The following is a 13975-nucleotide window of genomic DNA, read 5'->3' as shown; positions in this document are numbered from 1 at the left end:
AAACCGGGAATGTTGAAAGAAAGGACTCCTCCGGAATTTCCCCCTTTCAGCATTCCCGGTATTGTTTAGCTACCCGCATGAAGAAGCCACTGCTCATCCTGATCCTGTTACTGCCGTTTTTTAGCAGCATGGCACAAAAAAAAGTGCCTTTCTCCACTATACCCGATACTACCATCCAATCACGCGTATGGATCCTGAGCGGCGCTACCGCGGCCCTTTATGGCGCCGGACTCGCAGCGCTTAACACTGCCTGGTACAAAGGCTATCCCAGGTCGGGGTTTCATTTTTTTAATGATATGGGCGAATGGAACCAGGTGGATAAGACCGGGCATATTTTCAGCGCGTACTTCATCGGGAAATACAGCCGCGAAATGTGGCGCTGGTCGGGACTGCCACGAAAGAAACAGATCTGGATCGGCGGCCTGAGCGGGTTTGCCTACCAGTCTGTTGTGGAAGTACTGGACGGCTACTCTTCTGAATGGGGATTTTCCTGGGGAGATATGGGCGCCAATGCCATCGGGTCGGCCCTGCTCATCAGCCAGGAACTGGCCTGGAACGAACAACGTATCCAGCTGAAGTTTTCGGCGCATCCACAAAATTATGATGACCCTGTATTACAGCATAAGGCAGATCAGCTTTTTGGCACCACTTTCTGGGAAAGAACCCTGAAAGATTATAACGGTCAAACATACTGGCTATCTGTAAACCTTTACTCCTTCCGGAAAGAAAGCCGGCTACCTAAATGGCTGAATATTGCCGTGGGATATGGTTCACAGGGGATGATAGGCGGGCGCGATAATACCTGGACAGACGAACACGGGATCTACCACGACTATAGTCAGCTCCGTCGCGTACGGCAGTTCTATCTTTCCCCCGATGTGGATTTTACCAAAATACCCACACGGAAAAAAGGCGTTAAAGTAATATTCCAGGTATTGAATATGCTCAAGTTTCCCGCCCCCACCTTTGAAATCAATTCAAAGGGGAACATGAAATTACACGCAGTCTATTTTTAATCACTTATTCAAAGTAAGCGGAAACAATCTCTTCCCCGTTCATTTCTACCAGCACCATGTCCTGCAGGGTGGTTGCCAGTGAATATCCTACAAAGTCGACGGATAACGGGAAGGATTTGTGCTTACGGTCTACCAGTACGGCGGTCTGGATTTTTTTGGGGAGATATTTCAGCAGCGGTTTCAGGGCGTACAGCATGGTGCGGCCGGAGTTAGCCACATCATCTACCACCACTATCACTTTATTATCGAAGTCTATTTCTTCAGATACCACTACTTCACCGGGATGCTGCTTATCCAGGCGCAGTTCAATAATATGGATTTTCAGGGGAGATATCTGTCCGAGGATAGCGGCCAGTTTATGGGCTATGATCACGCCACGGTCCCAGATACCGGCTAATATGATATCCGTGCCATCGCTGTTATGCTCATAGATTTCATAAGCAATGCGCTCAATTTTCTTTTGAATGATATCCTGCGTTAGAATGATGTTCCTGCTTTCCATGGTTGCAAAAATAAGCAATTAGCCATTAGCAGTTAGCACTTAGCAAAAAAATCAAATACACTAAACCTTAACCCCTAACGGCTGATAGCTAAAAAAGACATAAATTAGGGAGTCAAATCTGAGCTAATGCGAATTGTACAAGAATTATTATTTGTGATCCTATTCGGAACAGCGGTATATCTTTTTGCCCAAAAGGCAAGCCGGATAAGGAAAAACATACTACTGGGGCGGGATAAAGACCTGAACGATCATCCGGATCAGCGTTGGAAAAACCTGCTGCTGCTGGCTTTTGGTCAGAAAAAAATGTTCCGTAACCCACTGGTAGCTGTACTTCACTTTTTCGTATATGCCGGATTCCTGATCATTAATATTGAAATACTGGAAATCATCCTGGATGGTATCCTGGGCACACATCGTTTATTCGTTCCCGTATTGGGCGCTGTTTACCCGGTGCTGATCGGCTTATTTGAAGTACTCGCTGTACTGGTAATTACCGGATGCGCCATCTTCCTGGCACGCAGAAACATATTAAAGCTAAAACGCTTTATGAGCAAGGATCTTAACGGGTGGCCGCGTTCAGATGCCAACTATATCCTGATCACCGAAATTGTGCTGATGCTGCTGTTCCTTACCATGAACGCAGCCGATCAGGCATTACAGGCAAAAGGCGCCACGCATTACATAGCTACCGGCAACTTCTGGATTTCAGGGATGTTTGCCCCCATGCTCAGCGGCATGTCCGATGGCTCACTGGAAATACTGGAGCGCAGCTGCTGGTGGCTGCACATCGCCGGTGTACTCGCTTTCCTGAACTATCTCCCCTACTCCAAGCACCTGCATATTATCCTCGCATTTCCCAATGCGTACTATGCCAGCCTGGAACCCAAAGGTGAAATGGAAAACATGCCTGCCGTACAACATGAAGTACAGCTGATGCTGCAACCGGAACTGGCTGCCAACGCTCCGGCCTCCGATACCATGCCTAAGTTCGGCGCCAAAGATGTAATGGACCTCACCTGGAAAAACTTGCTGGACGCCTACAGCTGTACGGAATGCGGCCGTTGCACGGCTGCCTGCCCGGCCAATATCACCGGCAAGCTCCTGTCGCCCCGCAAAATAATGATGGATACCCGCGACCGCCTCGAAGAAGTAGGCCACAACATCAAAGCCAACGGCGGCGCCTTTAAAGATGATAACAAAGCCCTTTTACGCGATTATATTTTAGAAGAAGAACTGCGCGCCTGCACTACCTGCAACGCCTGCGTACAGGAATGCCCTGTAAGCATTAACCCGCTGGATATTATCCTCCAGCTGCGCCGCCACCTGGTAATGGAAGAATCCAGCGCCCCGGCAGAATGGACCGGCATGTTCAGCAACATCGAAAACAATATGGCCCCCTGGAAGTTCAGTATGGACGACCGGGATAAATGGACCGGAGAATAAGGCAGTAGCACAACACCATCATCAACATAAATAACCTTCATGAAATTAGTTAACCGGTCAATTGGAATTACACTCATAATATTTGGGATATTATTGGGGATTTTTATGCTAACAGAAAGACAAACTACCGTCTTCCCTGATTTTATTTCATCAAAAGGTAAATTCGCTATCCCCTATCAGCTTGCAACCACCAATTTTCCTTTTTATGCCGGGATCTGTGTTTTTGCAGGAGCTATGCTCTTAATAAAAGGGAATAAAGACATATAAAAAGAAGAAGCCGTCAATTATGACGGCTTCTTCTTTTTATGCAATAGGGACTCATTCATTAATTTGCTCTCACAATCACATCCTTCGGCGCTCCCGGAATACCATCCACTCTCTTAGTGGTTTCTCCGTTATGCCCCGTGCCTGTATTCAGGTAAAAAATGCTGCCTCTCACACCTACCAGCAACTGGTTGCCGTTATCCAGCAGTTTCAGCATGGTAATGGTTTGACCGCTGAAAGAAGTGGCCATTTCTTTCACATCTTTATTCAATGGGTTATACCGGAATACTTTATCTCCCTGTGTGAAATAAAATACCCCCACCGGCGACTCTGCCCAAAGCGTGGTGGCATTGATCTTATCTGCAATCACCGGTTTCCTTTTTTCCAATGCGTGGAAAACAGGATCGCCACCGGTTCTGAACTCCACGCCAAAGCGCAGTTCCCTGATCTGGCCAACACTGTCGCAGAAAGCATAACATTCGTTGTCTGAAAAACGACCCAGGTGCAACATATCCATCTTCAGGTTCTTAGGGGTAAATGCAGAATCTTTTACGATGTAGTTGGTATCAAGATAGTTGCCCCAATCCATCCGCACCAGCTTCCGCTTCGTTTCCTCAAAGCCCACGAAATAACCCCGGTTATCAGGATCGCTCGCAATAATGGCCGGAGACAGGCTATAGGTGCCGGAAAGCGGGATACCCATAAAGCCGTAATAGGTGGCAAAGGGCGCGGTTTCTGTAGCACCGCGGTATAACTTTTTGTTGATGATACCCACGGGCACACCAAGACTCGAAGGAATAAAAGTAGATACCTCCAGCGGCCCCGGATCGGAATAAAAATTCTTCGCCAGCGTTCTCAGCTTGCTCAGGTTATTAGGATCAATGTAAACGCCCCCCGTTTTAAAAGTAGCCCAGTAACCGGTAATAAGATTACCATAGTTAACATTTTTCATCATGGTTAGCTGCAATGCGCCACCAGGAAGGGTATCGTGATTAATATTGGTGTATACATCGGCTTGTACCGTGCCATCTTCCTTAATAAAAGATATTTTGGATGCCGTTATATCATCACTCAACACCACTGTACCACGGGTAAAGGTAGCAGTACCATTGATCACAAATTTGTAATAGTACTTCATGTCGGTAATACTATCATACACAATATACATCGCTGGATAGCGCGAGGCGCCCAAACCAAATACGATGCGCAGCTCCTGGCCGGTATAATCCTGCGTACCCATCTGGCCGGGAACGGAAATTTTCCACAATCCCTGGTACTTTGTATTGCCGGAGGCCAGCACCACCTTTGGAGATATGATAAAGCTATCCCCTACAACCGCCGTGTAAGCGGTATCCAGCCGGGTGATTATAGGTTCGGGAACCGGGTGATAATCGTAATTGCCTTTGTCTTTATAGCAGGCGGTAAATAATACCAGGATGCCAATGATATATAGAAATACATGTTTCATGTGTATAGGTTTTTGTTATTGTGGTACAATCCTGTTCCCGTTTTCGTCATGGAAATAATACCTGCCGTCGGCCGCACTGTATTCGAGCGGGTATTTTTTATTAAGATTACCGGTGTTATAGAAATAATAAGTACCGTTTGGTTCCTGTCCTATCGCATAACCCTTATCCTTATAATCGACGGTGCGGGCAATAGGGTCCATCATAAACGCACGGAACTGCCGCAGGTAAAACAATGTTTTGGGAGTGGATTGCCAGTCGGAATTATCCAGTTGTAACTCCGTAGTGCCGGAGGTACGGATAAACAGTTCATGCTTCACCCGGGAATAAACACCGAGGTCGCTTTCCCACACTACCCACCACAACGGCTGTTCCAGCCGGTTTGAAAACGTAATCTTGGCGGTATCGTAAGAAGGGAAGTCGTTGCTAAATGCGGAGGAAGCACTGATCTTCAGTTTAATCACCACAGAGGTGTCCAGCAACAGCGGATCGCTTCCGTAAATGATCAGCGGCAGATACGCCTTACCTGAATCGGCCGGGATCTTATACGCTGTGTCCAGCGCTTTGTAATGCAATCCGGCAGTGGCGGTGGAGCCATTGGCTAATACCGTTGCTTTAAACCACCGGTCGTATGGCACCCGCTCGCCGGAAATTCTTACCGGCAGTAAAAGGGTGTCTATGGATATTTCCGGAAAAAGGGCAAAGGAATAAAAGAAGCTGTCTACCCTGGTACTCTTTATATCATCTGTAAAATCAAAATAAACATTACTGTTCTCACGGAACACCAGATCATCCTGCTTTTTGCATGCTATCAGCAGGATCCAGCTGAACATGCTTATCGCTGTTATCTTTTTCATGTGCTATATTTTATCGGTTACCGTATGCGATTTCATCATCAGGAAGCGGCAGTACAAACACGCCATCGGAGGCTGCCACCGGCTTGCCGCCTAATCCCAGTATGGGTCTGTTTAAGCGTTTGTACATGTAGAACAGCTGTCCTTCCCCGTACAATTCTTTGCGCGCTTCTTTCAGCAGTTCGGTATAAAAACTGTTGGCATCAGCGGGGCCACTGTATGGCCCGATACCGCGGTACAGTCGTACTTCATTGAAATACGCCCAGGCTTTATCCGGAGCCGTAGCAAAAGTGCATTCCGCCGCGATGTAATAAATTTCACTGAGCCGCAATGCAGGTCCCATCAGGTAATGAAGATTATCATCGGTACGCTTGTATTTTTCCAGTTGCAGGTAAGTAGTACTGTTTACGGATTGTTCGCTGAACCACTGTTTAAATCGGAAGTCCTCCCCGCCTATTCCGGCTACTTCATAAATGTTTTTGCCTTCTGTGCTGGAAATAAACAATCCTTGTCCGTTACCTTTCCGGAACTGGTCGTTCATGGCATCTTTCCGGTTGGGCATATAATAGCCGAAGATGAGTTCCTTATACAGGATCCTGTCTTTCTTGGCATCGTTGCCATTCATGAAGTCCTCCTGGCGGGTCCAGGGGAATTTCTTTGCATTAATAATTTCCAGGGCATTCTGTAACGCGTGTACCTGGTCATTTTTATAGAGATATACCCTGGCCAGCTCACCGCATACTGCATAATAATTTAAACGGTGACGGCGCTGCTGCACAAACATTTCCCCGTTGCCTTCTGTACTGGAATCCCTGATCATATATCCTACTTTATAACCCGCATTTAAAATCGGGTCCACGCCGCGCAATATTTCTTTTGCTGTGGTGAGATCTTTGATCACAGAATCCAGCAACGCTGTTACGGTTTGCATGGGGGCGGCGTTTTTGGAAAACTCCGTTACATAAGGCACGCCCTGTGCGGCCGGCTTGCTGGCAAAGGAAGGGGCAAACAGGCGGAGTGCATCAAAATGGCACCAGGCCCGCATTGCCAGCGATTCTCCCTTAATGAGACCGTAGTTAACACCCGACAGGATACTTTTTTGCTGGTCTACTTTAGCAAGAATTAAATTGCTGTTGGCAATCACTTCATACAATCTTTGCCAGATCTTATCTTTCCTGCCTATCAGGCTTTTATCTTTATAGTTATAGATAGCAGCCTGCCGGTAACCACCTCCATCAATAACAGGAATAGCATAGTTTTGCGCCAGTACATCCGGCAAACCACCCATCAGTTCCTTGCCATAGATCTCTTCATTCAAACACAGGCTGTAAAGGCCATTCAGGGCATCTTTAAAGCCATCTTCGGTTTTAAACAGCTCATCCCCGGATACTTCCGAAATCGGTTTTATATCCAGCCATTTGCTGCAGGAGGTAGTGAGTAATAAAATGAGGACTAAATACTTCTTCATATATAATGATTTTAGAACCTTGTTTGAAGTGAAAAAGTGAAGCTCCTGGCAAACGGGTAATCAATACCTCTTTCTGCCTCTACGGTAGACCAGTAGCCGATATCATTCATGTTAAGCGAAAAACGGAGGCTTCTCATCTTCAAACGGTTGTAGAATGCTGCGGGCGCTTCATAAGAGAGGTACAGCGATTTAAATTCCAGCCTGTTTTCTTTTTGTACAAAACGGGAAGAGGCCCTGGTCATTGACTGATCAGCAATGTTTTTGTAGAAAGTAACATCGCCTGGTTGCTTCCACCTGTCAGTTAACACGCGGGAGTCTACGTTAAATCTCGGGTCTGCATTTTCCACGCGGTCCAGCAGCGTCTGGTTGTAGTAGTCGCCGCCAAACTTAGTGTAGAAGCTCACTTCCAGCATCCAGCTTTTATACACTACGTTACCGCCGAAGAACCCTTCCAGCTTGGGTGTCTGATCTCCTACCGGCACGGTATTCTTCACATCGTATACGTAGGTTTTGGTACCATCGGGATTCAAGAAAATTTCCTTGCCGTTTTCAGGATCAATCCCCAGCGATCTTACCGCGTAAATGGTATTCATGGATTGTCCTTCTTTGTAACGCAGCAGCGATAAAGATTTCAGCTCATCTTTTTCATTCTGTTGTTTATCGATATCATCGTTATAGGCTTTCAGCGCATTGGATATTTTGGTGATCACGTTGGTGTTATGCACCATGTTTACCCAGAGGTTTGCAGACATATCGCGGTTACGGTATACGTTTCCACGGATGTTAAACTCATATCCCTTATTCACCATTTCTCCCAGGTTCTCTTTATACTGGTAAAAGCCGGTGGAAGGCGCTACGTTGATATCTGCCAGCAGATCTTTTGTGCGTTTATAATAATAGCGGGGCGCTACATATAACCGGTCGTGGAACAGGCCCAGTTCTGCACCCAGGTCGTAGTTTTGTGTGCGCTGCCATTTCAGGTTGGAGTTGCCATACGCTTTAAAGTGCGCACCTACGCCGGTAGAGTACCAGTCGCCGGTATAGTATTCATAAGTAGTATTGGATAAATAGGCCGGAAAAGATACTTCACCCGTTAAGCCGGTAGTGGCTCTCAGTTTCAGCTGCGATACAATGGTGTTACGCAGAAACTTTTCGTTGTGCAGGTTCCATCCGAGTCCGTACGACCAGAAAGGCGCCATGCGTGCGTCTACCCCGAATTTAGAAGATCCGTCTACCCGCAGGGTAGCATCCATCAGCAGGCGGTTCTGGTAGGAGTAGTTAATACTTGCCAAAGCGCCGGCCAGTCTTTCTTCATACGTTTCGCCGGTAGGCGCTTTGTCTCTTTCGTATGTTCTGGCAAAGGTGATATCAGTAAACCGGTCGTTCGTAAACCCTTGCGCTTTAAAGGTTTTCAGGGAGTTTTTAGCTTCCTGCATATTTAAACCGAGTGAAGAGTTAAAGAAGTGGTCGCCTATTCCTTTGTTGTAATTCAATACCAGGTTACCATTGTACTGTATCTCATCACGAACACCGAAAGTGTAGGTACCACGGTCTTTCAGGTCATCGCCGGTTTTATCAAAGAACTCGTTGCTATAGGGAGACACGAACTGATCGCCGGTAGAGCGGCGTTTGGTTAAACTCAGATCGCCGCGGAGTCTCAACGTATTCGTGATATTATATTCCGCAGAAAATGCGTCTGTAAACTCCAGGTATTCAGATTTGTTGAAGCTGGCCAATGTGGCTTCATACATGGGGTTCAGCACGGTGTTGAGTTTCATGCCATTGGTCTGGTAATCGGGTACATTCCATTTATCCAGTTCCCGTAGCAGTCTGCCGGTAGAATCAGTTTTAGGGAAATAGGGGTTCATGCGGGCATAGGTGGAAAACTCGCCGTATGGGGATTCCCGGCCGTTTACCTGTGAAATGGTGAACTGGTTGCGGAAAAGTATCTTGTTATCCTTCAGGTTGTATTGCAGGTTGGTAGCAAGACTGTAACGGTCGCGTCCTGATCCTTTCATCACCCCTGCATTGGTTTGATAACGGCCATCGATAATATATTTAAGCGACTGTGAGCCTCCTTCCAGCGTAACGGAATGTTTGTGACCGAGATCGGTGCCGAGCGGCTGCGACAGCCAGTAGGTGTTTACGCCGGCCAGTACATTCCTGCGTTTGGCGTAGTACTGCATTTGCAGTTCATCGCGCCCCTGTCCTAATGCGTTTTCGTATACCCCTGACAGTTTCTCGTATTCCAGTTTCTGCTCACCGTTGAGCAGGTGGTATGCCGTGAGGTCTGGTGTGGTAACGTTCAGTTCATAGCCATAGGTGAGCGACAGCTTGCCTTCCTTTGGAGGCCGGGTAGTGATCACCAGTACGCCATTGGCGGCACGGGAGCCATATACCGCGGTGGCTGCCGCATCTTTCAGCAGGGTTACCGCCGCAATCCTGTTGGGATCGAGGTCGTATACCGACTGTACCGGAACGGGGTAACCATCAATCACAAACAGCGGCAGGTTGGGTGTGCTGTTGATCTGGTTGCGGGTGAGTTCCGTGGTTTTGCCGGTGGGCAATGCGGTGGTGCCTCTTACATTGATGTTGGGCAGGGCGTTGGGGTTTGATCCGGAGAAGTTGTTCTCCACGAGTTTAAAAGAAGGATCGAAAGATTGAATACTGGCCAGTATATTCTGAGGGTTGAATCGTTTTAGCTCTTCTCCCGTAATAGTAATAGCTGATCCGGTGAAATTATCTTTCTTGATATTCTGATAACCGTTTACTACCACGTCTTTCAGCGACTGCATATCGGTAAGCAGGGTAACGGAAATGGATGTACGCTTTCCTGTTTTTATTTCCTGTGTTTTATAGCCGATGTAGCTGAATACCAGTATGGCGTTATCGGGAACATCTCTCAGCTCAAAGCGGCCGTCTGCATTGGTTTGCACGCCATTACGGGTACCTTTCACCACAATGGTTACGCCAGGGATGGGCACGCCGTCTTCCTGTGTTACCTGTCCTTTCACCGGCGGACGCACGGGTATTTCCTGCACGGGTGCCGGGGCGGCGGTTACCACAGCTGCTACAGGGACTGGAACAGGTGTTTGCTGTTTGGGAGCGGGAGCCGTTTGCTGCGGCGGATCTTTCCGGAAAATGATATAATTATCTGCGCCGGCTTCTTCTACCTCCAGGTTCAGTGGTTGCAATAAACGTTGCAGGTAAGCCTGCATTTTAATGGCTGCTGCTTTTGGCGAAGGAACCGTTGCTTTCAGGTCTTTGATGGTGTTGCCCGTATAGTTGATACGTATCTTATACCGGTCTTCCAGTATCGCAATTACCTCCTTCAGGGGAAGTGGTTGCTGCTGTGTAACCGGACGGGTAGTGGCGTACAATACATCATGTTGACGGTGCAAAGGCGCCGCTGTAGCCGGCGACACACAAAGCTGTATCAGCAGGGCCATAGCCATGCTTCCGCCAACACGCCTGGCGTAAAATTCTATCATAGCAATAGATTAGGTTGGTTGAATAATTGTTACCTCGTTATTATGGTTGATTATAATTTCATCGGTGCATAAGTCCCCCTCCCGGATGCGGCGGGTAAGGCATTGTTTATTATGTCAGTTCAAATACTATTGTTGGTTGATCCTGTATGTATGGGCGCCCGTTTTTGTAACGGTAACCTGTAACGACCTGGATAATGTCCTGAAAAATACTTCTACGTTATCTGTAGGTACTGTTCCTGTAAATGTTTGCCTGCCCAGGCTTTCCTCCTGGAGCTCAATAGTGATGCCCAGGTTATCCTGCAGGGATTTGATTACCTCCGTAATTGGCGTATCTGTAAATAATAGCTTTTTACTTTGCCAGGAAGAATATACTTCCGGGTCTACTTTTTTATTGGTCAGCTCATTGGTGGTAGCTGAGTAAGTGATCATGTCGCCGGGCTTCATGATGATAGGTGCTGCGGTATCGCTTCCGCGGGGGCGCAGCGCCAGTTTCACCACGCCGTTGTTCAGTACTACCTGTGTTTGCACCCGCCGGGTGTTAACGTTAAAAGCGGTACCCGTTACCTGCACATCCATGTCGCGCGTATGCACTATGAACCGCTGATTATTGCGTTTATGCGTTACTGTGAAAAATGCTTCTCCCTCAATCCATACTTCGCGGGCATCTTTCGCATTCCATTTATCTGCATATCTCACCGATGAATTCACATTAAGCCGGATCTCCGAGCTATCGGGCAACAGGATGGTTTTCAGTTCCCCCATTGCAGTAGCCTGATGCACTTCCCCGCCGGTGAACAGGAAAAAAGCGGCGGCATATAATACGGCAATACCCGCCAGCACTGCGGCATAAGGCAGCCATCTCCTGTTTTTTATGGTATTCATTACCGGCTGCAGGGCAAAGATGCCCGGTTTGCCGGATCTTTCTGTTTTATCGATGGTTTGCACAATGCGGTTCCAGGTATCGGGTGCTGCGGCGGCATCAGGCACCCAGGTGGGGGAGCCTATTACCTGCAGCCATTGCCTGGCCTGCATTACGTCTTCACGCTTATCCGGATTACTGCCTATCCATTCTTCCCAGAAAGCGGCGGCTGTGGCGTCGTTATCCAGCACCCAGCTCCGGAAAGAAGGTTCCTGCAAAAAATCTGAAATAGTGAATTCCCTGAATCTCATCTTCAATACTTATAGTGTAAAGTAAACCGGTGTTAAAATCTTAGCGTTCCGGCGCCACTTTTTTTTATTTTTTTTTCCGTTGTCTTTCAATTGTCTGTTAAACACTCATTAAAATGGCCATAACAAAAAGAGTGTAACCAGTTTATCGCTGTGCTTTTTCAGGAAGCGCAATGCCTGTGACAACAGTACATACGTGGCGTTCACGCTGAGCGACATCAGCGCGGCGGCTTCTTTTGTATCCAGTCCCTGGAAATAACGCAGGTGCAATACCTCCTGCTGCCGCCGTGGCAACTGGTTGATCACTTTTACCAGCTTCTGCTGCTGCTCCCTTTCCGATTCCCGCCCCATGATGATCTGTTCCGGGTTGGTACTGAAATCGGCCCTGTCCATCGACTGGTCAAACATACTGGGAACATACAGGGGCTTCAGGCTGCGGAGAATATTCCTTTTAAGACTGGCCAGCAGGTAAAAGCGGATGGTATCAGTAATGGATAAACGCTCCCGGCTGAACCAGAGTGTCACAAAAAGATCGTGGATACAATCTTTTACGATAGTTTCATCTGCATGAATCTTCATTCCATAGTTGAACAGTGCGGGGAAATGCTGTGTATAGATGAAAGACAATGCATCCTTATCGCCTTCCACTACCTTGATCCATAGCTCCTTATCATTCAGGCTGGCGTACAATTCAGTTGGATTTAAAATTTGTGCGGTTCTGTTTTTTATCTTTATATTCAATTCGTCTTAAAGATATAAACAGTAATAATAGTAAGCAAGTGTCGAAATTTAAAGGATACACCAGAATTTTAGACAGTTGCATGACTTTTCGGCTTTTCATTTGATTGCATGCAATCATTTTCGGTATTAATTTAAAATAACTAGAATGCATATTAAGACAATGGCAGAATATGCCGCAAACGGAGAAACCCCGGAAGTACTGTTCTGGGTGGGATGTGCAGGGAGTTTTGATCAGCGTGCCCAGAAAATAACCCGGGCATTTGCTACTATCCTTGAGAAAGTGGGCGTCCGTTTTGCCATTTTGGGAAAAGAAGAAAGCTGCACCGGGGATCCGGCAAGAAGAGCGGGAAATGAGTTTATTTTCCAGATGATGGCGCAGAATAATATCCAGCTGCTGAATATGTATGAGGTAAAGAAGATCGTTACTGCCTGCCCGCATTGTTTTAATACCCTGAAAAATGAATATCCCACACTGGGAGGCAACTACGAAGTAATACATCATACCACCTTCCTCCAGTCGCTGATTGATGAGGGAAAAATAAAGATGCAGGAAGGCGGCACCTTCAAAGGCAAAAAAATTACTTATCATGATTCCTGCTACCTGGGCCGCGCCAATAATATATATGAAGCGCCCCGCAAGGTATTGGAAACACTGGATGCTGAACTCGTGGAAATGAAGCGCTGCAAAAGCAACGGACTCTGTTGCGGCGCCGGTGGCGCGCAGATGTTCAAAGAAGAGGAAAAAGGCGCCACCCGTATTAACTTTGAGCGCGGACGTGAGGCTGTAGCCACCGGGGCTGCGGTAATCGCCTCCAACTGTCCTTTTTGTATGACCATGCTCACCGATGGCGTAAAAGACGCCGGCAAGGAAGAATCCGTAAAGGTGCTGGATATCGCAGAACTGATCGCAGAGAGCATGAAATGAATCCATTTACCTAAATTTGTGTTATGAACACCAGCAACATCTTCCCTTCAGGCTTTTCTCCCGCCTCCAGGGTTTGGATATACCAGAGCAACAGACCATTCAATGAACAGGAGATACTGGAAATTAACGAGCAGCTGCATCAGTTCACAGCCCAGTGGAACGCCCACGGCGCTCCCGTAAAAGGCTGGGGACAGGTAGTGTTGAACCAGGTGATCGTATTGATGGCAGATGAATCGCAGACCACCGTAAGTGGCTGCAGTACAGATAGTTCCGTTCGCATTATCAAAAGTATAGAGCAACAGTACAGCGTAAATATGTTCGACCGCCTCCTGCTCGGCTTCATCGTAAAAGATAAAGTAGAGCTATTGCCTATGGCCCAGGTCGCCTATGCACTGGAGAAAGGTTATATCGATGAAAACACCATCTACCTGAATAATACCGTACTCACGAAGCAGGAACTGGATACCCAATGGCTGCAACCGCTGAAAAACAGCTGGATTGCGAAGAAGCTGGGGGTAAAAACCGCGTAACCTCCGTCCCGCGGGCGTTAGCGCTTCAAGTCCACCTTTCCTTCGGGGATACTTCGTGGATACGCCGGGTATAAGGCATACACCATTAGCTGTTTCCGGATCATTAAT

At 47.4% G+C, this 13975-nt stretch carries 12 protein-coding genes; 5 read left to right on the top strand and 7 right to left on the bottom strand.

Going from position 1 to position 13975, the window contains the following annotated elements:
• The first annotated feature begins 77 nt into the window (after positions 1–77).
• Positions 78–1016: a DUF2279 domain-containing protein gene (locus tag PV783_RS12010; protein WP_336386441.1), complete on the top strand. Its 939-nt coding sequence runs from the start codon at positions 78–80 to the stop codon at positions 1014–1016.
• A gap of 4 nt (positions 1017–1020) precedes the next feature.
• On the opposite strand, the gene PV783_RS12005 is transcribed toward PV783_RS12010, so the two are convergent.
• Positions 1021–1518, bottom strand: a complete 498-nt coding sequence (locus PV783_RS12005; RefSeq protein ID WP_336386442.1) for a phosphoribosyltransferase family protein — start codon at positions 1516–1518, stop codon at positions 1021–1023.
• Positions 1519–1644: 126 nt separating this feature from the next.
• Here PV783_RS12005 and PV783_RS12000 point away from each other — a divergent pair, with 126 nt between their 5' ends.
• Both PV783_RS12000 and PV783_RS11995 read left to right on the top strand, forming a co-directional pair.
• A complete protein-coding gene (locus tag PV783_RS12000) occupies positions 1645–2961 on the top strand; it encodes a 4Fe-4S dicluster domain-containing protein (protein WP_420988137.1) in 1317 nt (438 codons plus the stop codon).
• 39 nt (positions 2962–3000) lie between these two features.
• On the top strand, positions 3001–3228 hold the full coding sequence (locus tag PV783_RS11995) for a hypothetical protein (RefSeq protein ID WP_420988136.1): 228 nt from the start codon (positions 3001–3003) through the stop codon (positions 3226–3228).
• A 58-nt stretch (positions 3229–3286) separates the two neighbouring features.
• Here the strand turns inward: PV783_RS11995 and PV783_RS11990 are convergent, their stop codons facing one another.
• The 6 genes from PV783_RS11990 to PV783_RS11965 all read right to left on the bottom strand — a co-directional run bounded on the left by PV783_RS11990 (position 3287) and on the right by PV783_RS11965 (position 12412).
• Entirely contained in the window at positions 3287–4693 is a 1407-nt protein-coding gene (locus tag PV783_RS11990; protein ID WP_363434133.1) for a PKD-like family lipoprotein, read from the bottom strand.
• A gap of 15 nt (positions 4694–4708) precedes the next feature.
• Positions 4709–5548: a DUF4843 domain-containing protein gene (locus PV783_RS11985; RefSeq protein WP_420988135.1), complete on the bottom strand. Its 840-nt coding sequence runs from the start codon at positions 5546–5548 to the stop codon at positions 4709–4711.
• Between the two features lie 10 nt (positions 5549–5558).
• On the bottom strand, positions 5559–7013 hold the full coding sequence (locus tag PV783_RS11980) for a RagB/SusD family nutrient uptake outer membrane protein (protein ID WP_420988134.1): 1455 nt from the start codon (positions 7011–7013) through the stop codon (positions 5559–5561).
• A gap of 11 nt (positions 7014–7024) precedes the next feature.
• Entirely contained in the window at positions 7025–10504 is a 3480-nt protein-coding gene (locus PV783_RS11975; protein WP_079468550.1) for a SusC/RagA family TonB-linked outer membrane protein, read from the bottom strand.
• 126 nt (positions 10505–10630) lie between these two features.
• Positions 10631–11674 (bottom strand): FecR family protein, encoded by a 1044-nt coding sequence (locus PV783_RS11970; protein ID WP_111580026.1) that lies wholly within the window; start codon positions 11672–11674, stop codon positions 10631–10633.
• 108 nt (positions 11675–11782) lie between these two features.
• Positions 11783–12412, bottom strand: a complete 630-nt coding sequence (locus PV783_RS11965) for an RNA polymerase sigma factor (protein ID WP_420988133.1) — start codon at positions 12410–12412, stop codon at positions 11783–11785.
• A gap of 145 nt (positions 12413–12557) precedes the next feature.
• Between PV783_RS11965 and PV783_RS11960 the strand changes: the two genes are divergently transcribed.
• Positions 12558–13337, top strand: a complete 780-nt coding sequence (locus PV783_RS11960) for a (Fe-S)-binding protein (protein ID WP_420988132.1) — start codon at positions 12558–12560, stop codon at positions 13335–13337.
• Between the two features lie 23 nt (positions 13338–13360).
• Positions 13361–13867, top strand: a complete 507-nt coding sequence (locus PV783_RS11955; RefSeq protein WP_079468554.1) for a hypothetical protein — start codon at positions 13361–13363, stop codon at positions 13865–13867.
• Positions 13868–13975 lie beyond the last annotated feature (108 nt).

The organism is Chitinophaga sp. CC14 (assembly GCF_048957795.1).
Lineage (GTDB): Bacteria > Bacteroidota > Bacteroidia > Chitinophagales > Chitinophagaceae > Chitinophaga > Chitinophaga ginsengisegetis.
Note: the sequence above shows the minus strand (reverse complement) of the source record. Positions and strands in the feature narration are given on the sequence as shown.